Genomic DNA, 21,849 nt, shown 5'->3' with positions numbered 1-21,849 from the left:
GTGTTGACACACCATTGCATTGGTCTGTGTGGTGTCCGGGCCAGCCAACGGCTTGGATGGCACCGAACGACCACGGCTCACATCAGATCACCGCTTACGCCGGAGCGCAGGGGGCGTGATCCTCATCGGATGAGTCGGATGAACCGACTCTGCGAAACCGGGCCGAGTTGAACGGCCCGAGTCCGCGGTGCGTTCTTCGCGTCTTGACCAAACGGGCTTATACACTTAAGCACGTCGGAACGCTTCGACCGGCCGCGTCGACGGCCGGTCGGTGCCCCCTCGGCGGGGGCGCCTCGCATCTCATCGAATGCCCGGGTTGTACTTAACCTCGTCGAACTATCGGCACCACGTCATGCGGTTTCATGGAGCAACTCACAACCGAGTGACTCGTCGACGCGGCGCGACGGGTAGAGCTCGCCCACGAGAGCGAGCGACTGGAGAGGAGCGCGTGACCGGCAGACATATCAGAACTATATCATAGTGCTGCCGACGACTCGGAGGCACACGCGCGTGCGCAACATCGACAAAAGAAGAACTCGGGGGCAGCCGGTCATTTATACCACGGGCGTTTATAAGGGAGGGGGACACATATAAAAGCGAACGATGACGAACCCTGCAGACTCGATCGAGATTCAGAACGTTGTTGCATCGACGGGTATCGGTCAGGAGCTCGATTTGGAGGCGCTCGCGGAGGACCTCCCGGGTGCGGACTTCAACCCGGACAACTTCCCCGGCCTCGTGTACCGGACCCAGGAGCCGAAGGCGGCCGCACTCATCTTCCGCTCGGGGAAGATCGTGTGTACGGGCGCGAAGAGCATCGACGACGTCCACGACGCGCTCGGGATCATCTTCGAGAAGCTCCGCGGACTCCAGATCCCCGTTGAGGACGACCCGGAGATCACCGTCCAGAACATCGTGTCGAGCGCGGACCTCGGACACAACCTCAACCTCAACGCTCTGGCTATCGGTCTCGGACTCGAGGACGTGGAGTACGAGCCGGAGCAGTTCCCCGGCCTCGTCTACCGGATGGACGAACCCGAGGTCGTCATCCTGCTGTTCGGGAGCGGGAAGATCGTCATCACCGGCGGCAAGCGCACCGACGACGCCGAGGAAGCGGTCGAGGAGATCGTCGAGCGCATCGAAGGGCTCGGCCTGCTCGGCTGAGGGTCGAATCGATCGGTCTGTTCGGTTCCCGCCGTCTCGGAGACGGGCGGCGACCGGTGTCGAGCGGCCGTGGGTCGCTGTCGAGCGGCTGAGTGCGGTCCGGTTACGTTTCGGCGTCGTCTTCGGTGAGCACCTCCTTGACGACGCTCGGGTCCTCGAGGAGTTGGTGTTTCGTGTAACTCCCCTCGGCGCTGCCGCCGCTGTGTTTCGACTGTTCGATGATGTCGAGGAACGCGTGTTCCTTCAGGAGGTCGCGGACGCGGCGCAGCGAGAGGCTGTCGGATCCCTCCTGGCGGCAGATGTTCTCGTATATCTCGTACACGCGGCTCGTGCGGAACCCGTCCTGACGACCGTTCGACAGCGACAGCAGCGCGAGCGCCTGGAGCACGTACCGCGAGTGCGGCGTGGAGCCACGAATGAGCTCGCGGAAGCGGTCGGTCTCGGCTCGCTCGCGCGCCTGCGTGACGAACTCCTCGCGAACCGTAGGCTCGCCGTTCGCCTGCGCGATCTCGCCCGCGTACCGGAGGATGTCGATGGCCTTCCGGGCGTCGCCGTGCTCGCGCGCGGCGAGCGCCGCGGCCCGGGGTATCGTCGAGGGTTCGAGCACGTCGTCGTGGAACGCGTCCGCGCGCGCCTGCATGATTTCCCGAAGCTGGTTCGCGTCGTACGGCGGGAAGACGAACTCGCGCTCACAGAGGCTCGACTTGACGCGCTCGTCCATCCGGTCTTTGTACTGGATCTTGTTGCTGATCCCGACGACGCCCAGCTTACAGTCGGTGATCTTCCCGGCCTCTCCCGCGCGGGACAGCTGCATCAGGATCGCGTCGTCGTCGAGCTTGTCGATCTCGTCGAGCAGGATCAGCACCACGTCGTACCGCTGGTCGAGGATGCGCCAGAGCCGCTTGTAGTAGGTGGAAGTCGAGAGTCCCTTGTCAGGGACGTTGATTCCGGTCTGCTCGGGGTCGTTCACGCCCTCGGCGATGGTCTGGACCGCCTGGGTCTCCGTGGTGTCCTGCGCGCAGTCGACGTAGGCGAACGTGGCGGTGACGCCCTCCTCGCTGGCGGTCGAGACGAGCCGTTTGGAGACGTACTTCGCGCACAGCGACTTCCCGGTGCCCGTCTTTCCGTATATCAGGACGTTGCTCGGGCTCTGTCCGAAGATGGCCGGGTTGACGGCCGTCGCCAAGTCGGATATCTCGTCATCTCGGCCGACGATCCGTCCCTCGCCGGGTAGGTGACTGATCTCGAGGAGCTCCTTGTTCGCGAAGATAGGATCCTCTCTCGTGAAGAGGTCGTCCGCTGCGTCCATGAGAGAGACACCGGGTTTCCGGTGAAATGCGTTCTGTTTCGCGACCGGGCGGGAGGCGAGGTCCGCGCCTAATTCGACCGGTCGAGACACACACCGCGTTTCCGGTGAAACGGGGTGAGCGGTCGGTGGTGCGATCTTGGAGTGAGTCCTGTGACCGAGGGAAACAGGACCCCGGAGAGCGACCCCGGGCGACAACGTCCGTCAGTTCGGAAAATTCAGGCGAGGCACGGCGGTGACACGTCTCAGCATTTCACCGGAAACCCGGTGTACGGTGTCGTGTCGAAGCTCCCCTCACGGCGGAGACCGCGTTTCCGGTGAACGACATAATTCGCTCGGCGAACCTTCGCTTCTACCGCTTGGCGAACTGTACTCACATTTAACTAATAAAACCCGTTATTTCAGAACAGACAGAATAGTGGAGGGTCCGCGATTCTACTTCGGCGGGTCTCGCACGCCTCCCCCAGCCGGCAGTACACCCCCCACGCGACGACACCCGATTTCACCGGAAACACGGTGTGTCACTCACACCGCGACTCACGTTGGTCGGGGAGAACGACGCGGTGCCAGCCGCGAAGAAATTACGAGAAATTACGGGGAGTCGGTCGCGGGAAACGGAGGCCCCGCGAAAGAAGTACGCCACGTCGGCCCCGAGTGCTGCTAGAAAACGGCGAAGAGTGGCGGAAGGCAGTCGACGAGGGCCTTCGCCGCACTCCGCTGGACGAGTTACTCCTGGGCGTCGACGACGGCGACGCTGGCGAGGTTGACGATGTCTTTCACCTCGTCGCCTCGCTGGAGCACGTGGACCGGTTCGTCCATTCCGACGAGCATCGGCCCGATGGCCTCGGCGCCGCCGAGGCGCTGGAGCAGCTTGTACCCGATGTTCCCGGCTTCCAAGTTGGGGAACACGAGGACGTTAGCCGCCTCGTCGAGCTGAGAGAACTCGTAGGTCCCGTTGAGGATGTCGTCGACGACGGCGGTGTCGGCCTGCATCTCCCCGTCGACGGGGAAGTCGACCGTTTCGTCGGACTGGAGGATGTCGACCGCCTCGCGCGGCTTCCGGGTCCCCTCGTTGTCGACGCTCCCGAAGTTGGAGTACGACAGCATCGCCGCGCGCGGCTCGACGTTGAACCGGCGCGCGAGGTCCGCCGTGTGTCGCGTGACCTCCGCGAGCGTCTCCGCGTCGGGGTCCTGATTGACCGTCGTGTCCGCACAGAAGATGACGCGGTTCTTGAACGTGAGCATGTACACGCCGGCGACGGTGTCGGTGTCGACCGCGGACCCGACGACCTGGAGCGGCGGCCGGAGCGCGGACGGGTAGTGGTGGGTGAGCCCGGTGAGCATCGCGTCGACGTCGCCCGTCTCCACCATCACGCTCGCGAGGTAGTTCGTGTCGCGCCGGACGAGGTCGGCCGCCTCGCGCTTCGTGATCCCCTTCCGCTTCCGGAGTTCGTACAACCGGTCGCCGTAGCTCGAGACGTCGCGGTTGTCGGGGTCGACGACCTCGGGTCGGAACGAGAGCCCGAGCTCGGCCGCGGTCTGCGAGATGGTGTCCGCGTCGCCGAGCAGCACCGGGTCGGCGATCCCCTGCTCCGAGAGCTGGTACGCCGCCCGGATCATCTTCTCGTCGGTCCCCTCGGCGAGCGCGATCCGCTTCGGGTCGCTCTTCGCTTTGTTCAAGACGACGCGCATCATCTCGCGGGACTTCCCGAGACGTGCTTCGAGCCGCTCACGATACTTCGCTAGGTCGATCTCGGTTCGGGCCGACCCGGACTCCATCGCCGCCTCCGCGACGCGCGGGGCCACCTCGAACAGCACGCGGGGGTCGAGCGGCTTCGGGATCACGTACTCGGGGCCGAACTGGAGCGGGTCGTCGCCGTACGCCTTTACGACCGCGTCCGGAACGTCCTTGCGGGCGAGGTCGGCCAGCGCCTCCGCGGCGGCCGCCTTCATCTCCTCGTTGATCTCGGTCGCGCGCACGTCGAGCGCCCCACGGAAGAGGAACGGGAACCCGAGCACGTTGTTCACCATGTTCGGGTAGTCCGATCGGCCGGTCGCCATGATCACCGTGTCGTCGCGCGCGCCCTTCGCGTCCTCGTAGGTGATCTCCGGGTCGGGGTTCGCCATCGCGAAGATGATCGGATCGGCGGCCATCGAGCGGACCATCTCCTGTGAAACGATCCCGCCGACGGAGAGTCCGACGAACACGTCGGCACCCTCCATCGCGTCCGCGAGGTCACCGCCCTCGACCGGGCTGGCGAACTGGCTCTTGTACTCGTTGACCTCGCCGTCCTCGACGCGCGACTCGGTGATGATCCCCGAGGAGTCGCACATCGTGATGTTCTCTTTGCGCGCGCCCAGCGATACGTAGAACCGGGCCGTCGCGATGGCGGACGCGCCCGCGCCAGAGAAGACGATGTCGAGCTCCGAGAGGTCCTTATCCGAGATGTCGACCGCGTTCATCAGCGCCGCGCCCGAGATGATCGCGGTGCCGTGCTGGTCGTCGTGGAACACCGGGACGTCCATCTCCTCGCGGAGCCGCTCCTCGATTTTGAAGCACTCGGGCGCCTTGATGTCCTCGAGGTTGACCCCGCCGAACGTCGGTCCCATCGCCTTCACCGCCTCGCAGAACGGGTCGACGGCGTCGATGTCGAGCTCGATGTCGAACACGTCGATGTCGGCGAACCGCTTGAACAGCACTCCCTTCCCCTCCATGACGGGCTTGGAGGCGGCGGCGCCGATGTCGCCGAGCCCGAGGACGGCCGAGCCGTTCGAGACGACGGCGACGAGGTTCCCCTTCGCCGTGTACTCGAAGACGGACTCGGGGTCGGCCGCGATGTCGCGACACGGCGCCGCGACTCCCGGCGAGTACGCCAGCGAGAGGTCCCGCTGCGTGTTCGTGGGCTTCGTCGTCTCTATCTCGATCTTCCCGGGCGGCTCCTGTCGGTGGTACTCCCGCGCGTCGTCGTCTAGTCCCATGTCTCTCTCCATTCGTGAACGGAGTAAAAAGCTATCCGATGGTGTCGAGTACGCAATTCGACGTTCGACGATCACTCGGCGACTCGTACGCGGTGCCGAGAACCTCGGCCACCGCGATCATCACGACCGAGCCCGCCAACGACACGCGATCGCTATCGACCGCCGCCGACTCACTCGCCGGTCGGTTCCCGGTCGTCGCTCGCGGCGAGCGTCGGCGCCAGCGGCGCGAGGGTCGGATCGATGCCGGCCAGCGTCGAGACTTCGAACGCGGTCAGGTACGTCCGCACGACCAGCGTGGCCGGGAGCGTCAGGACCACGACGGCGACGACCGCGCAGACGAGCACCGCCGCGAGGGCGATCGCCCCAGCGGTCGTCCCGATCAACGCCCCGACGCCGCCGAGCGCCACCGCCGCGAGGAGGAGCGCGACGAGCGCCGAAACCCCGACGACGCCGGCGACGAACGCGGCGGCGACGGCCTGAACGATCCCGACGCCGGCCGCGAGGACGAGGTGAACCGCAAAGTAGAAGACGACGTCGGCCCACGACCCGCGGAACGACGCCCAGACCGCTCGCCACCCGTCGATCACGCCAACGTCTCTGGCGACCATCGCCGGAGCGACGAACTCGAACGTGATCCTGGAGACGACGGTCCCGACGACCGCGACCGTGGCCCCGATCACGGCCAGCACGCCGAACGCCGGACCGATCACCGACGACCGCGCAGCTAATCCCCCAGCCGAAACGCCGAGGAACCGCAACAGGTCGGGATCGATCGCAATCGCGACCGCGACCGCGGGAAGCCCGACGGCGACAGCACTCAGCACCGCGACGCCGAGGAGACCGAGCGCCTGTCGGAAGCGGTCGCGGAACGGCCGCCAGAGCGCGACCTCCGTCGTCGAGAGCGCCTCGTAGAAGACGAGCCGAAACGCGATCGAACACGCGAACAGAGCCATCCCCGCGAGGAGGACCCCGAGAGCGAGTCCGGTCAGCAGCGCGGCGTCGAGCCCGGCCAGTAGCGCGGTGTCGAACCCGGCGAGACGCTCGACCCCCGCGTTCGCGGCGCGTTCGACGCCCGCGGGCACCGACACGGGCTCTGTGACCCCGGCGTCGCTCCAATCGCCGGCACCGCCGCCGGCGGGACCGCCGAGAGACGACGTCGTCGCGCCCGACGCCCCGGCGCCGCCGCTCACCATCACGAGCGCCAGGAACCCGAGCTTCGTCCACCGAACCGCTTCGAAGGGAAAGAGGAACCGGCGCGTGACCCGGACGGCGCGGTCGACGGCCTCAACGGCGTGCCGGCTCATACTGACCGTTCGCCCGAGGGCGTGAAATAGGCTGGCCACTGGTCCCGGACGGTTCAGGGGGAGAGCGGCTGACCCCGGGCACCGTGTCACGGGCCACCAGGCGACCCGCAGCCGTTTAGGGCGGACGCGACGAACCGGTCGCCATGAAGGTCCGCGGCGAACGCGAGTGCCAGTCCTGCGGCGCGCGGTGGTCGTACTACGACACGGGCTCCGTCGCGTGTCCGAGCTGCGGGGACCTGCGCAGCGTCGGCGTCGACGACCGCACGGCCCACACGGACGCCCCCGTTTCGCTCGACCTCGCCCCTCACCGCGAGCGGTTCGGAGAGGCACAGGAGACCCTCCCCCGATCCGGCGTCGACGAGCTCCAGTCCGACCTCCGGGAGTACTGCCGGAAGCGCGGGTTCATCGACGGGGGGAAGCTCGCCCCGCTCGACGGGACGTACCTCGCTGCCCGCGAGCTGCTTGAGGCCGTCGACTGCTACGAGCGGCTGCGCGACCCGACCGACGCCGACGGCGAGTACCTCCTCGCGCTGCTCGCCGGCGCGGACGACGGCGCCCGACCCGCGGCCGAGGAGGTCCCGACAGCGCTCCGGGAGGCGCGGGGAATGGCCGCCGTGCGCGCCGTCGAGGCTTACCGGAGCGACGTGCTCGACTTCCTCGACGAACTCGAATCAGGCGCTGGGGGGAACCGGGCCGAAACGAACGGCGACGACGGGACCGACGCTGACGACGCGCCGACTGTCACCGTCGACGGCCCCGACCCAGAAGACAGGATCGCCCCCGCCCGCGACGCCTTCGAGCGCCTCCGCGACCGCGTCACGCGTGTCGACGCCCTCGGCGGTGACGTGTCGCCCGCGACCGCGGACGCCCTCGTCGACGCCGCCGCCGCGCTCGGGGCCTACGTCCGAACCGGCGACGAGGGAAGCCTGCGGACCGCAACCGACCTGATCGACGACGCGAGCGTCGACGGCGTCGACCCGACAGATCGCTGAGCCGCCCGCCGCTCGCCCGCCGCCCGCCGCTCGCCCGCCGCCCGCCGCACGCGGCGCGTCAGTCTTCGCCGGGCGCGACCACCGCGTTCGAGAGCGTCCCGACCCCTTCGTACGTGATCTCGACGCGCTCGCCCGGCTCGACGAGGCCGGGGTTCGCGGGGCTGCCGAACGCGATACAGTCGCCGGGCTCGAAGGTGAATCGCTTCGAGAGGTACGAGACGATCTCGCGGGGACCGAACAGCATCAGCTCCGTGTTGGCGTCCTGGCGCGTCTCGCCGCCCACGGTCGTCTCGATATCGAGGGCCGTCGGGTCGACGTCGGTCTCGATCCACGGCCCCAGCGGCGCGGAGCCGTCGAACGCCTTGCGGGCGGTCCGCCCCTGCTGGTCGAGCGCGTCGACGTCGTTCATGACCGTGTAGCCGCGCACGACGTCCGGCACCTCATCGGGCGCGAGGTCGCGGCACCGCTCGTCGATCACCGCGACCAGTTCGCCGGCGTAAGTCAGCTCGTCGGTCCACTCCGGGTACCGGACCGGCTCGCCGTGCGCCAGCAGGCTGGCCGGCGGTTTGACGAAGAAGTCCGGCTCGGCAGGCCGCTCGTAGTCCATCTGGTCGAGCGTTTCGGCGTAGTTCCGGCCGACGCAGTACAGCGCACTGGGGTCACAGGGCGGGAGCAACCGACCGTCGCGGCCGACCTCGTAGCGGCCGTCGTCCGCGACGACCGCGCCGTCGTCGTAGCGGCCGGCCACGGGGCCGTCCGGCGTGAGCAGTCGAGCGAGTCGCATGCCAGAACGTCTGCGCTGGCCTTCGAAAAGGCGTCGGTGACGGCAGCGCCCGGGTCAGTCTCGGTCCGACCTCGACTCGCCGCCGTCCGACCTCGACTCGCCGCCGTCCGACCCCGACTCGCCGCCGTTCGTTCTCGCCGCTGCGTCGTCGGTTTCTTCACTTTCTACCTCGACGCCGATGACGACGCCCGACCGGATCTCAAGCGCGGTGTCGAACTCTTCCCGGCGACCGCTCCCGGACCCGATCCGCTCGACCGCTGCCTCGTGGGCTCGCACGACCGCGTCGCGCTCGCGCTCGGAGAGCCCGACGCGGTCGGCCACCGCCTCCCAGTGGTCCGGTTCGACGAGGAACGTCTCGCGGTCCGGCTCGGTCGCGACCCGCTCGTAGCGCCGGCGGTACTCGTCGATCCTTGTCCCCAAATCGGCCTGGACGCGCGTGAGCAGCGCCGGGACGCGGGCGGCCGGCACGCTCGCGAGCGCCGCCGTCTTCACCAGCGCGGTCCCCTCGATCGGGTACGGACCCGGGTCCTCCTCGGCGCCGTCCCGCCCCCCCGATTCCCCGCCGTCGGCGTCGTCGGACATCACCCGCCGGCGCGCATCGCCTTCTGCCGGTACCTCGGCAGGAGCTCGGCGAGGACCTCGGGGTCGCCCGCGAACTCGGCGGTCACCTCGGTGAGCTTGATGGCGGCCGCGGCGGTCACCGTCTCGGCGCTGAGGGTCACTCGCCAGCCGTCGCCGTCCACCCGGGTCGCGGCCGCGGGGTCGTCCGTCCCCACTAGCTCCCCGCCGAGGTTGCGGAGGTAGTGAGCCGCGAGCCGTCGAGAGATACCGCGGTACGCCACCGTCTTTCGCTCCCACCCCTCCTCGGCGGGCGGGAGGTCGGCCCCCGCCGCCTCGTCGTCGACGCCCCCCTCGGTCGCCGCCGACGCGTCGTCGGTCATGCGCCCCCCGCGACCGGCGGGAAGACGGAGAGCCGGTCGCCGTCCGCCATCGGCGTGTCGAGCCCGTCGAGGTGGAGCACCTCGCGGCCGTTCTTCAGGACGTTGATCTGGGGAGCGAGGTCGCCGTCGACGATCAGCCGGCCCTCCATCCCCTCGTACTCGGCCTCCAGTTCGCGCAACACGTCGCCGACGGAGGAGCCGTCGGCGAACTCGGCGTTCACCGTCTTCCCGCCGGCGGCCTCGCGAAACGTCGCGAAGAACCGCAGTTCCAATTCCATACCCGTACGTCGTGTCGCGGCGGCTTAAAAGCGGTCGGCCGCGGAACCGAACCGACGGCGGACGCGCGGCGACGACAGCGATCCGTGGCCCACAGTTCGCGGCCCGCGCGAGGTCGCACCCGCTACAGGTCCGACAGCCGGATCCCGTCTTCGACCAGCCGGAAGTTCCGCTCGCGGTCAAGGTCGTCGGCGAGCCACTCGTGGTCGTACAGCTGGCCGATCAGTTCGAGGTAGAGGTTCCGCCACGCGATGGCGTATATCGGCGACTGCCCCCACGCGCGGAGTTCGGGGACGAACTCGTGGTACGTGCTCGCCTGCGACTCCATGCGCTCGACCGCGTCGGCGACGACCTCGGCCGCCTCGTCCGGGTCCGCCTCGTCGAGCGCCTCGTTCAGCCGCGACTGGATCCCCGCGATGGCGCGTCGCATGTCGCGTTCGGCGGTCCCCTCGTCCTCCGGAAGCGACTCGACGACGCCCTTCGGCACGCCGAGTTCGATCTCTGGCATGGGAACACCTCGGGGGAGCGCGCTGAAAAAACCCGTTCACCCGGCGACGGGAGCGGCGGTAAGGACGCCCGCGGAGCCACGGTGCGAAACCGATCGCGACCGGCGCTCACGGGTCACCGCTCCCCGTTCGGAGAGCCACGTTCCCGTCACGTTCCCGACCGCTCGCCGGCTGGCCGCCGGCGACAGCGATGCGGGACCGTCGCCGGGCTGCGGGCCGTAAGCTCCGAAGCCGGCGTGGTTGACGCCGTCGAGTTCGACGACCCGAGCGTCCGCCGGGAGGTTCTCCCGAGAGGCGCGCTCGCGCTCGGCGTCGATCACTCCGTCGGCGCCGCCGAGGACCACGAGCGCGTCGAGGCCGCTCTGTGAGAGGTCCCGGTCGCAGTACGCGGCGTGGAGGACGAGCGCGTCGTACGCCCCGGCATTACCGGCGGCGTGTCGGCAGGCCATAGCGCCGCCGAGCGAGTGGCCGCCGACCGCCCACGCGTCCACATCGGGGTAGCGTTCCCGGACGCGGTCGGCGCGGTCCGGCGCGAGAACGGCAAGGTTGAGCGGAGCGTCCACCACGACGACGAGCGCCGCGCGGTCGGAAGCGGCAACGATCTCGGCGGCGGTGGGAACGTAGCTCTCGTGTGACACTCGCCCGGCGGGGTAGTAGACGAACCCGACGGTCGACGCGGTCACCGGCCCGTCGCGGACCGCGGTCCCGACCGGCGTCCGATCGACGGCGACGTCCGGGTCGGCCTCGGCGGCCGCGACCGCGTCGGCGTTCGGCCCGAGTCCGGCGGCGAAGTACGCGGCACCGGCGGCGACGACGATGGCAGAAAGGAGGACTACCGCGCCCGCGGCGAGCGCGAGCGTCCGGCGCGTGGGCAGTCGGCGCGCGATCGAGTCGAGGGAATTCCTCACGGCGTCGGCGCCGCCTTCTGGAGCGCGGTCTCGGCGATGTTCCCGCCGTAGTCGGCGGACCGAAGCACGGAGTCGACGACGAGCCCGAGCAGCTGGGCCCGCGTCGGGTCGAGGTCGCGGAGCAGTTCGTCGATGGAGCGCACGCGCTCGTCGATGGCTCGAACGCCGGTCCGCGCCTCGTTGGCCCGGCGGGTCGCGGCCTCGGTGTCGTCGTCGAACAGCGCGTCCATCGCCGCGTCGATCACGTCGACGGCGTCGCCGTGGAGGTCGCTCACCGCCTCGACCACGTCCGCGGGGAGGGCCTCGTCGATGTTCAGCGTGAGGTGCGCGATCTTCGTCGCGTGGTCGCCGATCCGCTCCAGCTGCCGGGCGCTGGAGTGATAATCGAAACACTCCTCGCGGGGGAGGCCCAGCTCCTCGGCGGCCTTCGGCGTCCGCAGGGTGGCGCGGAAGATCCGCGAGACGACGAGCCACAGGCGGTCGAGGTCGTCGTCGCGGCCGATCACGTCGCGCGCGAGGTCGTGGTCGCGCTCCGAGAGCGCGGTGATCGCGTCTTCGAGCATCGACAGCGAGATCAGTCGCATCCGCGTGACCGCGTTGTGGATCGAAAGCTCCGAGGAGTCGAGCAGGTCATGGACGACGACGCGGTCGCGCGTCTCCTCTAACACCTCCAGCCCGACGAGGCTCTGGACTCCGTCGCGGATCGTCGAGCGCTGCTCGGTGGTGATCTCCGCGGCCTCCAGTTCGATGACGTCGAATCCGCTGACGTACATCGTCGTGACCGCTCGGCGGAGCGCCTGACCGCTCAGACCGGATATGTCCAGCGACCCCCGCGTCCGTTCGGACTCGGACCGCGGGGTGAGGAACAGCGAGTCGCCGTCGGGGTGGAACTCGATCTCCGTCCCGGCCTCGACGTCGTTGTCGGTCGCCCACGTCTTCGGAATCGAAACGGTGTACGTCGAGCCGCCGGTGACCTGGACCTTCCGCGTTTCCATATCAGGCCCTCGGGAGCGGACCGCCTTAATTTTGATCAAAATATATACCTCCGTCAGAGAGTACGGGACAACCCCGCCGACTCAGCTCGCTCTGTCCCGTTCAGCGTTTTCTAAATCGGTATTAAGAAACAATTAGGAATATATAGTATTGTATATTTTCAGACAGTCCATCCTCGGTGCCGCTTCAAACCACGCGGTTGCGCGGGTCGTCGCCGGCGTCCAGCCGCGCGACGTTGTCCGCGAGGATGTCGGCGACGCGCTCGTAGTACTCGGGCGTGTGGCCGGCGTTGTGCGGCGTGATCGTCGCGTTCGACAGCCCCCACAGCGGGTGGTCCTCCGGGAGCGGTTCCGGGTCCGTGACGTCCAGCGCCGCGCCGCGGATCCGGTTGTTCCGAAGCTCCGTCACCAGCGCGTCGGTGTCGACGATCGGCCCCCGCGCGATGTTGACGAGGACGGCGTCGGACCGCATCGTCCGGAGCGCGTCCGCGTCGACCAGCCCCCGCGTCGTCTCCGTGAGCGGACACGCCAACACGACGTACTCGGCGTCGGTGACGGCGTCGTGGAACTCGTCGAAGCCGTACACCTCGTCGGTCGGGCCCCCCTTCTCCGGGGTGTAGCGCACCCCGACCGTGTCGACGTCGAACGACTCCAGGCGGTCGACGACGGACCGGCCGATGGCGCCGAGTCCGACGACGGCGACCGTCGAGCCGTACACCTCCGTCGTCTCGTAGGTGCGCCACTCGCGGCGGGACTGCTGGCGGTACGCGCGGTGGAACTGTCGCGCGTGCGCGATGATCGACCCCACGACGTGTTCGGCGATGTTCGGTCCGTGGACGCCCGAGGCGTTCGTCACGGCGACGCCGTGGTCCGCGAGCAGGTCCCGCGGCAGGTGGCCCGTCCCCGCGAACACGCAGGCGAACAGCTCCAAGTCGTCGGCGACCGAGAGCAGGTGTTCGTCGATGCTGAGTCCGACGGCGACCCTGGCGGTCCGGATCAGCTCCCGCTCCTCCGCCGGCGTCCGCGCCCGCGCCACCTCGGCGTCGGGGAGCCGCTCGCGGATCGCCACCGCCAGTTCGTCGGGGCCGAGCCCGTGGATCGTCTGTCGAAGCACCAAGACGTCTGGATCGCTCATGGAGGCAGTCTCGGCGGCGGCGACAAAAATGGTACCAGTCGTCCGGCCGCGAACCTGGCGTGCTGACGGAGCGGCCCGGAGCCCGGGCGGGCGGGCTACGACAGCGCCGCGTCGAACGCCGCCTGGAGGTCCGCCTTCATGTCGTCGACGTGCTCGATCCCCACGGACACGCGGACGAGGCCGTCGGTCAGCCCGGCGGCGAGCCGCTCCTCGCGCGGGATGGCCGCGTGGGTCATCGCCGCCGGCTGCTCGATCAGGCTCTCGACGCCGCCCAGCGACTCCGCCAGCGTGAACACCTCGGTCTCGCTCACGACCGTCGACGCCTCTTCGAGGGTGCCGTCGAGCTCGAACGAGAGCATGCCGCCGAAGTCGTCCATCTGTTCGGCCGCCAGCTCGTGGTCAGGGTGCGACTCCAGCCCAGGGTAGTAGACGCGGTCGACCGCGTCGTGACCCTCCAGCCACTCCGCGAGCGCCATCGCGTTCTCGCAGTGGCGGTCCATCCGCACCGGGAGCGTCTTCGTCCCGCGGAGCACGAGGAAGGCGTCGAAGGGGCCGGGCGTCGCGCCGACGGAGTTCTGGTAGAAGCCGAGCCGTTCGTCAAGCTCCTCGTCGTCGACGATCAGGGCGCCGCCGATCGTGTCCGAGTGGCCGCCGAGGTACTTGGTCAGCGACTGCGAGACGATGTCGGCGCCGTGTTCGAGCGGCCGCTGGAGGTACGGGGTCGCGAACGTGTTGTCGACCGCGCAGAGCGCGTCGCCCTCGTGGGCGATGTCGGCGAGCGCGCCGATGTCGTTGACGTTCATCAGGGGGTTCGTCGGCGTCTCGACCCACACCAGCTCGGTCTCGTCACGCATCGCGTCCCGGACCGCGTCGTGGTCGGTGGTGTCGACGAACGTCGTGTCGAGATCGTACTCGTCGTACACCTGCGTCAAGATTCGGTGGGTTCCGCCGTACACGTCGTCGCCCGCGACGACGTGGTCGCCCGCCGAGAGCAGGTTGAGCACGGTGTTGATCGCGCCCATCCCCGAGGAGAAACAGCGGGCGTGGCTGCCCGACTCGAGCGAGGCGAGGTTCGCTTCGAGGTCGGTCCGGGTGGGGTTCCCGGTCCGGCTGTACTCGTAGCCGCGGTGGTCGCCGGGCGCGTCCTGCTCGTAGGTGGAGTTCGCGTGGATCGGCGTCATCAGCGCGCCGGTCTCCGGGTCCGGCTCCTGGCCGGCGTGGATCGCGCGGGTCTCGAACCGCCTGTCGTCGCCCTCGGCGTCGTCGGATCGGTCGATCATATCCGCCTCTCCGTCACCGACGGTGGTGATTCTTCCCCTTCGGAGTGCGGGCGGATCCGGACGCGCCGCTCGCGAGGTGAGAATGGATGCTCGGTCAGGGATTTGAACCCTGGTCGTCGGCTGACTTCCGAACCGGCGCCGAGGCGCCGCGTCCGCCGAAAGGCCAACATGATTGGCCGGACTACACCAACCGAGCGCAACCGGTGATTACGCCGGGGGCAATTTAACTCTTCTCAACTCCACGCGCCGGGGAGGGGTCCGACGCCCGACCGCGAGGGCTACTCGTCGACGTCGACGCGCTCGATCTCGACGGCCTCGCGGGGGTCGTCGTTGCGGCCGGTCGGCACCGCGCCGATCTCTTCGACGACGTCCATCCCGTCGACGACCTGCCCGAAGACGGCGTGCTTGCCGTCGAGGTGCGGGGTCGCGTCCAGCGTGATGAAGAACTGCGAGCCGTTCGTGTTCGGACCGGAGTTCGCCATCGAGAGGACCCCGGGCCCGTCGTGGGTGAGTTCGTCGTGGAACTCGTCGTCGAACTGGTAGCCGGGGCCGCCGCGACCGTTCTCCATCGGGTCGCCGCCCTGGATCATGAAGTCGTCGATGACGCGGTGGAAGACGTTGCCCTCGTACAGCGAGTCGCCGCGGACCTCGCCGGTCTTGGGGTCTTCCCACGTGTTCGTCTCCGGCGCGGGCTCGGCGTCCGCGGCGGGGTCGTGTCGCGCCAGGCCGAGGAAGTTCTCGACCGTCCGGGGCGCGCGGTCAGCGAACAGCTCGACGACGATGTCGCCGTGGTTGGTCTGAAGCGTTACCTGCGGGTTGTCGGGGTCGGACACGTCGCGTCCCATACCCACGGGGAGGGCCGCCCGCCGGAAAACCCTACCCATCCGGCGCCCGACTGCCGCCCGGCGACACCCTCGATCGACCGTCGCTGACCGCCTTCCCGACCGGTCAGCCGACAGGTCCGCCGACCGGTTCCCCGGCCGACAGGACTTTGCGGGTGGGCGTTCCGTACCCACGCATGTACGACGACATCCTCCTGCCCGTCGCCCCCGGCGGCGAGGCGAACGACGCCATCCCGCACGCGGCCAGCCTCGCCGAGCGGTACGACGCGACGGTCCACGTCCTCTCGGCCGCCGATACCGCCGCCGACACGCTCGCCGGCCCTCGGGCGGGCGTGTTCTCCGACCGACTGGCGGACGCGGCCGAGGAACGGGTCGAGGCGGTGACCGCCGAGTTGGAGGCGAGGGGCGTCGAGACGGTCGGCAGCGTCGTCCGCGGCGACCCCTTGGAAGTCATCGAGAACGCCATCGACGACGGCGCCGACATCGTCGTCATGCCGAGCCACACCCGTCGGGGGATCCGCCGGTTCCTCCTCGGCAGCGTCACTGAGAAGGTCGTCCGCGTCGCGTCGGTGCCGGTGGTGACCGTCCCGATGGCCGACCCCGACGAGGCCGAGGCGGACCCGCCGGACACCGGCGAGGCGGGCGACCCCGAGCCGTCCGGCGCCCAGTGACGGGCGCGTCGAACGGACGCGACACGGTCACGCGCGCCTTCCGCGTCGCGTACGACGGGCGGGCGTACGCCGGCTTCCAGCGCCAGCCCCACGCCCGCACCGTCGCGGACGCGCTCCTCGAAGCGCTCGCGGACCACGGCCTCGTCGAGCGCGGCGACGGGTCGACGCACGCCACGCCCACGGGCTACGCCGCGGCCGGGCGGACCGACGCCGGCGTCTCGGCTGTGGCCCAGACCGTCGCCTTCGAGGCGCCGACCTGGCTCACGCCCCGCGCGTTCAACGGCCACTTGCCGGGGTCGGTCCGCACGTGGGCGGCTGCCGACGTCGGCGACGGCTTTCACGCGACCCACGACGCGGCCCGGCGGACGTACCGGTACCACCTCTACGCCCCCGAGTCCGGGGCCGAATCCGCCTCGGACCGCGCGCGGCAGGACCCCGAGCACGCGGTCGACGACGACCGATTCCGGGAGGCGCTCGCGCGGTTCGACGGCGAACGCGACTTCCACAACCTGACGACCGACGAGACGGGGACGGTCCGCGACCTCGACGCGGGCGCGACCCGCGGGGGCGACACGCTCGTCGTCGAACTCTCGGCGGACGGCTTTCCGCGGGCGCTCGTGCGGCGGGTCGTCGCCGCGGCCCGCGCGGTCGGCCGCGGGACCGCCGACCTCGCGTGGATCGACCGACTGCTCGCCGCCGAGCCGATACCGGGCGACCGCGGGATCGGTCCCGCGCCGCCGGAGCCGCTCGTGCTGTGGGACGTGACCTACCCCGACGCCTCGTTCGCCGTCGACCGCGAGGCCGCGGAGAGCGCGCGCGTCGCCTTCGGCGAGCGACACAGGGACGCGCGACACGCCGCGTCCGCCACCGGCGCGGTCCGCGACAGGCTGTTCTCGGCGGTCGAGGGAGACTGACCGCGGGCGCCGACCGAGCCGCTCAGGCGGCCGAGCCGCCCGTCGGGGTCTCCATGCCGTCGACGCGGACCAAGAGGCTGTTGCCGTCGACGTTCGTCGCGTCGACGACGCCGGAGAGCCGCAGCCCGGTGGCCGGCGTCGGCCCGACCGTCACGTGGTCGCCCGCGTCGAAGGGGCCGACCGGACCGCGGATCACGAGCTCCGCGCGGCACAGTTCCGGGTTCGCGACGCTCGACAGGTCTATCTCCGCGACGGTGACGTCCTCGACCAAGGTGCCCTCGCGCTCGACCGGCGTCGTCGCGGCGTCCTCCAAGCGCTCGATGCCGAGCGCGTCGTAGGCCCCGTCGGTCGGGATGTAGCCGCCGTCCGGCCCGGCGACGCCCTCGACGAGGCCGAGGGTGCTGAGGCTCCCCATCCGGTTCCGCACCGTCCCCGCGTTGCGGTCGATTGCGTCCGCGATCTCGCGGCCCTGTACCGGCGCCTCTCGACCCTCCGAGAGGTTCACGAGCGCTGTGAGCACGCGTTCCTGACTCGAACTTAACTGGATCTTCGACATGGTAAGATAGAACTAGATGCGGATAATAAATGTTTGCGTATAACGACATTATATGATTAGATCTGTGGTTATCTGCGCTGTTCCTACAAAAACAAGCAATGATTTTGGATACAAGACTTCATATACAAGTCACGGCACCGATCGAGATTCCCCATATACAATTATTTGAAAATATTTGTCTATAATTGCATGTGTATGTGGTTTTCTTCTCTATCCCCACGAGACACTAGTAAATATACTACATCCTTATATTATCTACACCGCAAGTATTTATCACCGCGACCGGAAGCGGCGGACGACGAATGACGATCCAACGCGACGCCCGCGATCGCTCGCAGAGACGCGCCCGCGCTCCGCGCCGAACCGTCGGACGCTCCCGCGGGCGCACGAAGCGGACGGGGCGGACGGCCCGCGGAGGCGAGGATGGCTGACCGCGAGTCGGCGTTCGACCCGGACGATGCGGCCACCGAGCGCTCGGGGAGAGCGACGGGCTCAGGCGACGGCGGAGCGGCCGCCGGCCGGGTCCTCCCCGCCTCGCTGCTCCCGGACCGGGACCCCGCGCTCGAACGCGATCGAATCAGGTCGTTCGTGGCCGACCGGGTCGACGCCGCGGGCGCCGACGGCGTGGTCGTGAACATGAGCGGCGGGCTCGACTCGACGGCGACGGCCGCGCTCGCGGTCGAGGCGCTCGGGACAGACCGCGTGTACGGGCTGATCCTGCCGTGTAACAAGATCGGCGCGCCGCACGCCCGCGACGCCGAGGCGCTCGCGGAAGCGCTGGGTATCGACCACGACACGGTCCACCTCCAGCCGCTGTTCGCGCAGTTCGGCGCCGCGGTCCCGGACCGCTTCGACCTCCACGACGAGCCGGTGCGGTCCGGCAACGCCGTCGCGCGGCTCCGGATGGCGGTCGCCTACCTCGCCGCGAGCGCGACGGACCGCCTCGTCTGCGGCACCGCGAACCGGAGCGAGCTCCTGCTCGGCTACCTGACGAAACACGGCGACGGCGCGGCCGACCTGTTCCCGCTGGGCCACCTCTACAAGTCCGACGTGCGGGCGCTCGCGAGCGAGCTCGACGTGCCGGAGTTCGTCGTCGAGAAGGCGCCGACGGCGGGCTTCCTCCCGGGACAGCGCGACGCGGAGGACCTGGGCGCGCCGTACGAGGTCATCGACCCGGTCCTCCACCTCGGCGTCGACCGCGGGCTCAATCCCGAGTCCGTCGTCGAGCGGATCGCGGCGGCGCTCACGGAGGGCAAATCCCCCGCGGCCGACGCCGGGGCCGGCACCGACCTCGGCGCGGTCGACCGCGAGCTCGTCGCGGACCTGCTCGGGCGTCACCGCGCGTCGGCGCATAAGCGGCTTCCCGCGCCGACGCCGGACGCTGACCTGGAGTGAACGACCGGCGGGCCCGTCCCCCCGCTCGATCAGTCCCAGTCGGCCGGCCAGAGATCGGCGGCGCGCATCCCGGTCTCGAAGTCGGCCTCGCGGAACGCGGCCGCGAGCTCGTCGCGGTCGAGCCGCGGGAGGTCGCGTTCGGGCGCCGCGAACTCGGCGACGAGCAGCGCGACCAGCATCGCGTGTTCGCGGACGTTCCTGTCGTCCACCTTGTCCCGCGTGTCCGCGTGCGTGTGCCCCCAGCCGCGCCCGCGGTCGCCCGAGTCGCTGTGGAGCTGGAGCGCCGGCACGCCGCGGCGCACGAACGGCCACTGGTCGGAGAACGGGTGCGGCTGCGCGTCGACCTCGATCGGCTGCCGGGTCGCGGTCGACACCGCCTCCGCGACCGACGCGGCCGCCGTGGAGGCGTGCGCGAGCGCGACGAGGTCCCGGAACCGCCCGGCTCCGTCGACGTTGACCACGCCCTTCACCCGGTCGAGGTCCAGCCGGTCGGCGAGGTGCTCCGCCCCGAGCAGCCCCACCTCCTCGGCGCCCACCGCGACGACGTCGACGCCGATCGGGAGGTCGGCGTCCGCCAGGATGTCGGCCGCGGTCGCGACCGTCGCGATCCCGCAGCCGTTGTCGAGCGCGCCCTCCGCGATGTCGTGGGCGTCGTAGTGTGCGAGCAGCAGGACCCGCTCGTCGGTGCCCGGCCCGGTGCTCCCGAGGACGTTGCGGCTCTCGCCGGGCGTCGTCGACGCCTCGACCGACAGCTCCGCCCGTGCGACGTCGTCTTTCGCGGCCCCGACGGCGCCGGCCTCGACGCCCACAGCGTACTCGCGCAGCCACGCGCCGGTCTCCTTCGAGACGCCGACCGCCACGGCCTCGGCCTCCTCGCCGAACGTGAGCGACCCGGTGGGGGGCAGCTGGCCGTCGAGGTGGTTGACGAACACGAACCCGACGGCGCCCGCGTCGATCGCGTAGCCGAACTTCTCCATGCGGTGGACGAACCGGCCGCCGGAGGGCGTGGTCGTCGACGCGACCGCGATCCGGCCCTCGACGTCGCGCTCATCGATCTCCGCGGGGGTGCCGTAGCCCACGTCGACGAGTTCGCCCGAGACGCTCCCCGACGGCGAGTACGGCAGCGCCAGGGCCCCGAACGAGCGCGTCGACGGCTGGCCGTCACGGCCCGAGACGGTCGCGTCGAGCGACGCCGACCCGCGCTCCCAGACCGGGAGGTCGAACGGCTCCGTGCGCACGTCCGCGAGCCCGACGCGCTCGAATACATCGGCGACGAGGCCCGCCGCCCGGCGCTCGCCCTCGCTCCCGGCCATCCGGCTCCCGATCGCGGTGAGGTCGGTGAGGAAGCGCCACGGATCGTCGTCGGTCCAGGTCGCGCCGAGGGCGGGGGCGAGTTCGTCCGCGCGCTCGCGGACGCGGTCGACCGCCGCGGCCGCCTCGGGTCGCGCCGCGTCTGCTGCGTCGTCGGTCATGGGCGTGCGTCCGTCGGTGAGGGCTTAAGCGTGTGGCTCGCGGCACCGCGGCTCGGAGCCGGCCGGCGTCCGCCGAAACGCTACGTTCAAGTGGGACGGTCAGGTATCTCGACTTGAGCACCGTTGGTCCAGTGGTAGGACATTAGCTTCCCAAGCTAATAGCCCGGGTTCAATTCCCGGACGGTGCATTCCTGCGGCGAACAATCCGTGAGCCGCAGGAATCAGCAGGGGAATTGAACCCTATCGGACGCGCGCAGCGAGTGAAACGAGCGAGCACGTCTGATTCCGGTTCAATTCCCGGACGGTGCACTTCTGACGGACTTTGTCAGTCAGCGTTTGCCTCGCTTCGCTCGGTAAACACTCTTCGGTCGTGCTCCGTCCGTTGTCCCGTTCACTCCGCTCACGGGACTCCCGGACGGTGCATTCCTGCGGCGAACAATCCGTGAGCCGCAGGAACCGTAGCCGAATCCGCTCCGGAAACTCGGTGCCGACACGGCCGCTCGCGGTCAGAAGATGTTCGCCTGATCGTACACGGAGATTCCGGTGTCCGTGATGTCGTACGGCTTCGTCTCGCGGGAGTGGTTCGCGTCGCGGATCTTCTGGATCTCGACGGCCAGCCGGGTCTCGCGGAAGTCGGAGCCGCGGACGTACTGGAGGACGAAGACGGCGTCCGTGAGGTACTCCACGATCCCGTGCCGCGAGGCGTACGGCGTGTCCTCGCTCGCCTCGGAGGTGAGCAGCGTGGTGACGCCCGATTCCTTCAGCGAGCGCGTGAACCCGAACACCTCCGACCGGCGCTTCGCCGGGTGGTCGTACATCATCTCCAGGAGGGAGACGGAGTCGAGCACCAGCCGGTCGGCGCCGAACTCGGAGATGAGCCGGACGAGGTCGTTGCGGATCGACGACAGCGAGTTGGCCATCTCGATCGGGTCGATGGCGACGACCGCGAGGCGGTCCTCGTCGGCGTGTTCGCGGAACGACCACCCCTTCTCGGTCGCGGTGTCGAGGATCGACTCGCGCGTCTGTTCCAGCGTGATGTAGATCCCTCTGTTCCCGGACTCGAGCGCGCGGTTGAGGAACTGGAGCGCGAACGTCGTCTTCCCCGTCCCGGCGCCGCCGATGACAGACAGCAGCGACCGCTTGGGGACCCCGCCGAGGATCATGTCGTCGAGCCCCTCGATCCCGATGTCGGTCCGCGTGATCTCCGACTCGAACTCGTCCGGGTCGGCGTCGAAGTCGGGCGGGCCGCCGGCGTCCGCGTCGCCCCCGAGGTCGCCGAACCCGAAGTCGTCGTCGCCGGCGGTCGCGGCGCCGCGGTAGCCGCCGAAGGGGTCGCCACCGCCCTCGGTCCCGCCGCCGCCCGCGCCGCTCGGTCCGCCGCCTCCTCCCCGACTCCCGCCGAAGGGGTCGTCCGCGCCGAACGGGCCCCCAC

At 69.6% G+C, this 21,849-nt stretch carries 21 protein-coding genes and 2 tRNA genes; 6 read left to right on the top strand and 17 right to left on the bottom strand.

Annotated features, from left to right (window positions below; genetic code table 11):
- The first annotated feature begins 603 nt into the window (after window positions 1–603).
- Window positions 604–1,164 (top strand): TATA-box-binding protein, encoded by a 561-nt coding sequence (locus EXE48_RS17495; protein ID WP_049932645.1) that lies wholly within the window; start codon window positions 604–606, stop codon window positions 1,162–1,164.
- 103 nt (window positions 1,165–1,267) lie between these two features.
- Here the strand turns inward: EXE48_RS17495 and EXE48_RS17490 are convergent, their stop codons facing one another.
- The 3 genes from EXE48_RS17490 to EXE48_RS17480 all read right to left on the bottom strand — a co-directional run bounded on the left by EXE48_RS17490 (window position 1,268) and on the right by EXE48_RS17480 (window position 6,753).
- Window positions 1,268–2,473 carry a Cdc6/Cdc18 family protein gene (locus EXE48_RS17490; RefSeq protein ID WP_053772570.1) on the bottom strand — a complete coding sequence of 402 codons (1,206 nt, stop codon included), beginning with the start codon at window positions 2,471–2,473 and terminating at the stop codon, window positions 1,268–1,270.
- A 723-nt stretch (window positions 2,474–3,196) separates the two neighbouring features.
- Window positions 3,197–5,449, bottom strand: coding sequence for an NADP-dependent malic enzyme (locus tag EXE48_RS17485; protein WP_053772571.1), 2,253 nt, complete (start codon window positions 5,447–5,449; stop codon window positions 3,197–3,199).
- A gap of 170 nt (window positions 5,450–5,619) precedes the next feature.
- The gene (locus EXE48_RS17480; protein ID WP_137712114.1) at window positions 5,620–6,753 is read right to left on the bottom strand and encodes a DUF7544 domain-containing protein; all 1,134 of its coding nucleotides are present in this window, start codon (window positions 6,751–6,753) and stop codon (window positions 5,620–5,622) included.
- A 143-nt stretch (window positions 6,754–6,896) separates the two neighbouring features.
- Here EXE48_RS17480 and EXE48_RS17475 point away from each other — a divergent pair, with 143 nt between their 5' ends.
- Window positions 6,897–7,745, top strand: a complete 849-nt coding sequence (locus EXE48_RS17475; protein ID WP_137712113.1) for a DUF7117 family protein — start codon at window positions 6,897–6,899, stop codon at window positions 7,743–7,745.
- Window positions 7,746–7,803: 58 nt separating this feature from the next.
- Here EXE48_RS17475 and EXE48_RS17470 read toward each other — a convergent pair whose 3' ends face one another.
- The 11 genes from EXE48_RS17470 to EXE48_RS17420 all read right to left on the bottom strand — a co-directional run bounded on the left by EXE48_RS17470 (window position 7,804) and on the right by EXE48_RS17420 (window position 15,412).
- Window positions 7,804–8,529, bottom strand: coding sequence for a fumarylacetoacetate hydrolase family protein (locus EXE48_RS17470; RefSeq protein ID WP_053772574.1), 726 nt, complete (start codon window positions 8,527–8,529; stop codon window positions 7,804–7,806).
- A gap of 54 nt (window positions 8,530–8,583) precedes the next feature.
- Window positions 8,584–9,111 (bottom strand): DUF8048 family protein, encoded by a 528-nt coding sequence (locus EXE48_RS17465; protein WP_241982619.1) that lies wholly within the window; start codon window positions 9,109–9,111, stop codon window positions 8,584–8,586.
- Entirely contained in the window at window positions 9,111–9,470 is a 360-nt protein-coding gene (locus tag EXE48_RS17460; protein ID WP_053772575.1) for a MoaD-like domain-containing protein, read from the bottom strand. The genes EXE48_RS17465 and EXE48_RS17460 overlap by 1 nt, the downstream gene beginning before the upstream one ends.
- Window positions 9,467–9,748: a ubiquitin-like small modifier protein 1 gene (locus EXE48_RS17455; protein WP_053772576.1), complete on the bottom strand. Its 282-nt coding sequence runs from the start codon at window positions 9,746–9,748 to the stop codon at window positions 9,467–9,469. The genes EXE48_RS17460 and EXE48_RS17455 overlap by 4 nt, the downstream gene beginning before the upstream one ends.
- Window positions 9,749–9,870: 122 nt before the next feature.
- A complete protein-coding gene (locus EXE48_RS17450; RefSeq protein WP_053772577.1) occupies window positions 9,871–10,254 on the bottom strand; it encodes a DUF7971 family protein in 384 nt (127 codons plus the stop codon).
- Window positions 10,255–10,290: 36 nt separating this feature from the next.
- Complete coding sequence (locus EXE48_RS17445) at window positions 10,291–11,160, bottom strand: alpha/beta hydrolase (RefSeq protein WP_137712112.1); 870 nt, start codon at window positions 11,158–11,160, stop codon at window positions 10,291–10,293.
- On the bottom strand, window positions 11,157–12,155 hold the full coding sequence (locus EXE48_RS17440) for a phosphate signaling complex PhoU family protein (RefSeq protein ID WP_053772579.1): 999 nt from the start codon (window positions 12,153–12,155) through the stop codon (window positions 11,157–11,159). Before EXE48_RS17440 ends, EXE48_RS17445 begins: the two co-directional genes overlap by 4 nt.
- Window positions 12,156–12,339: 184 nt before the next feature.
- Entirely contained in the window at window positions 12,340–13,287 is a 948-nt protein-coding gene (locus EXE48_RS17435; protein WP_137712111.1) for a D-2-hydroxyacid dehydrogenase, read from the bottom strand.
- A 95-nt stretch (window positions 13,288–13,382) separates the two neighbouring features.
- Complete coding sequence (locus EXE48_RS17430; protein WP_053772581.1) at window positions 13,383–14,567, bottom strand: cystathionine gamma-synthase; 1,185 nt, start codon at window positions 14,565–14,567, stop codon at window positions 13,383–13,385.
- An 87-nt stretch (window positions 14,568–14,654) separates the two neighbouring features.
- Window positions 14,655–14,763: transfer RNA gene (locus tag EXE48_RS17425), tRNA-Glu, on the bottom strand.
- Between the two features lie 82 nt (window positions 14,764–14,845).
- Window positions 14,846–15,412, bottom strand: a complete 567-nt coding sequence (locus tag EXE48_RS17420; protein WP_053772582.1) for a peptidylprolyl isomerase — start codon at window positions 15,410–15,412, stop codon at window positions 14,846–14,848.
- A gap of 173 nt (window positions 15,413–15,585) precedes the next feature.
- On the opposite strand from EXE48_RS17420, the gene EXE48_RS17415 reads away from it, so the two are divergent.
- Complete coding sequence (locus EXE48_RS17415; RefSeq protein WP_053772583.1) at window positions 15,586–16,080, top strand: universal stress protein; 495 nt, start codon at window positions 15,586–15,588, stop codon at window positions 16,078–16,080.
- A complete protein-coding gene (gene truA, locus EXE48_RS17410; protein WP_053772584.1) occupies window positions 16,077–16,994 on the top strand; it encodes a tRNA pseudouridine(38-40) synthase TruA in 918 nt (305 codons plus the stop codon). The genes EXE48_RS17415 and truA overlap by 4 nt, the downstream gene beginning before the upstream one ends.
- Window positions 16,995–17,016: 22 nt before the next feature.
- Here truA and EXE48_RS17405 read toward each other — a convergent pair whose 3' ends face one another.
- Window positions 17,017–17,550: an HTH domain-containing protein gene (locus tag EXE48_RS17405; protein ID WP_053772585.1), complete on the bottom strand. Its 534-nt coding sequence runs from the start codon at window positions 17,548–17,550 to the stop codon at window positions 17,017–17,019.
- A 423-nt stretch (window positions 17,551–17,973) separates the two neighbouring features.
- Between EXE48_RS17405 and nadE the strand changes: the two genes are divergently transcribed.
- The gene (nadE, locus tag EXE48_RS17400; protein ID WP_053772586.1) at window positions 17,974–18,945 is read left to right on the top strand and encodes an NAD(+) synthase; all 972 of its coding nucleotides are present in this window, start codon (window positions 17,974–17,976) and stop codon (window positions 18,943–18,945) included.
- 29 nt (window positions 18,946–18,974) lie between these two features.
- Here nadE and EXE48_RS17395 read toward each other — a convergent pair whose 3' ends face one another.
- Window positions 18,975–20,417 (bottom strand): M28 family metallopeptidase, encoded by a 1,443-nt coding sequence (locus EXE48_RS17395; protein ID WP_137704365.1) that lies wholly within the window; start codon window positions 20,415–20,417, stop codon window positions 18,975–18,977.
- A gap of 117 nt (window positions 20,418–20,534) precedes the next feature.
- Between EXE48_RS17395 and EXE48_RS17390 the strand changes: the two genes are divergently transcribed.
- Window positions 20,535–20,605 (top strand) — tRNA-Gly (locus tag EXE48_RS17390).
- 318 nt (window positions 20,606–20,923) lie between these two features.
- Here EXE48_RS17390 and EXE48_RS17385 read toward each other — a convergent pair.
- On the bottom strand, window positions 20,924–21,849 hold a 926-nt coding region (locus EXE48_RS17385), incomplete at its 5' end, for a KaiC domain-containing protein (RefSeq protein WP_137712110.1).

The sequence above is a fragment of the Halorubrum sp. ASP1 genome (assembly GCF_005435135.1).
Classification (GTDB): Archaea; Halobacteriota; Halobacteria; order Halobacteriales; family Haloferacaceae; genus Halorubrum; species Halorubrum tropicale.
This window is presented reverse-complemented; position numbering and strand designations above follow the sequence as displayed.

Bases quoted from the DNA above. Each gene is read 5' to 3' on its own strand.
- EXE48_RS17430 (WP_053772581.1), bottom strand. From the start codon at position 14,567: ATGATCGACCGATCCGACGACGCCGAGGGCGACGACAGGCGGTTCGAG.
- EXE48_RS17420 (WP_053772582.1), bottom strand. From the start codon at position 15,412: ATGGGACGCGACGTGTCCGACCCCGACAACCCGCAGGTAACGCTTCAG.
- EXE48_RS17435 (WP_137712111.1), bottom strand. From the start codon at position 13,287: ATGAGCGATCCAGACGTCTTGGTGCTTCGACAGACGATCCACGGGCTC.
- EXE48_RS17460 (WP_053772575.1), bottom strand. From the start codon at position 9,470: ATGACCGACGACGCGTCGGCGGCGACCGAGGGGGGCGTCGACGACGAG.
- EXE48_RS17475 (WP_137712113.1), top strand. From the start codon at position 6,897: ATGAAGGTCCGCGGCGAACGCGAGTGCCAGTCCTGCGGCGCGCGGTGG.
- EXE48_RS17455 (WP_053772576.1), bottom strand. From the start codon at position 9,748: ATGGAATTGGAACTGCGGTTCTTCGCGACGTTTCGCGAGGCCGCCGGC.
- nadE (WP_053772586.1), top strand. From the start codon at position 17,974: ATGGCTGACCGCGAGTCGGCGTTCGACCCGGACGATGCGGCCACCGAG.
- EXE48_RS17490 (WP_053772570.1), bottom strand. From the start codon at position 2,473: ATGGACGCAGCGGACGACCTCTTCACGAGAGAGGATCCTATCTTCGCG.
- EXE48_RS17465 (WP_241982619.1), bottom strand. From the start codon at position 9,111: ATGTCCGACGACGCCGACGGCGGGGAATCGGGGGGGCGGGACGGCGCC.
- EXE48_RS17405 (WP_053772585.1), bottom strand. From the start codon at position 17,550: ATGTCGAAGATCCAGTTAAGTTCGAGTCAGGAACGCGTGCTCACAGCG.
- EXE48_RS17485 (WP_053772571.1), bottom strand. From the start codon at position 5,449: ATGGGACTAGACGACGACGCGCGGGAGTACCACCGACAGGAGCCGCCC.
- EXE48_RS17470 (WP_053772574.1), bottom strand. From the start codon at position 8,529: ATGCGACTCGCTCGACTGCTCACGCCGGACGGCCCCGTGGCCGGCCGC.
- EXE48_RS17440 (WP_053772579.1), bottom strand. From the start codon at position 12,155: ATGGAAACGCGGAAGGTCCAGGTCACCGGCGGCTCGACGTACACCGTT.
- EXE48_RS17415 (WP_053772583.1), top strand. From the start codon at position 15,586: ATGTACGACGACATCCTCCTGCCCGTCGCCCCCGGCGGCGAGGCGAAC.
- EXE48_RS17395 (WP_137704365.1), bottom strand. From the start codon at position 20,417: ATGACCGACGACGCAGCAGACGCGGCGCGACCCGAGGCGGCCGCGGCG.
- EXE48_RS17495 (WP_049932645.1), top strand. From the start codon at position 604: ATGACGAACCCTGCAGACTCGATCGAGATTCAGAACGTTGTTGCATCG.
- EXE48_RS17480 (WP_137712114.1), bottom strand. From the start codon at position 6,753: ATGAGCCGGCACGCCGTTGAGGCCGTCGACCGCGCCGTCCGGGTCACG.
- EXE48_RS17450 (WP_053772577.1), bottom strand. From the start codon at position 10,254: ATGCCAGAGATCGAACTCGGCGTGCCGAAGGGCGTCGTCGAGTCGCTT.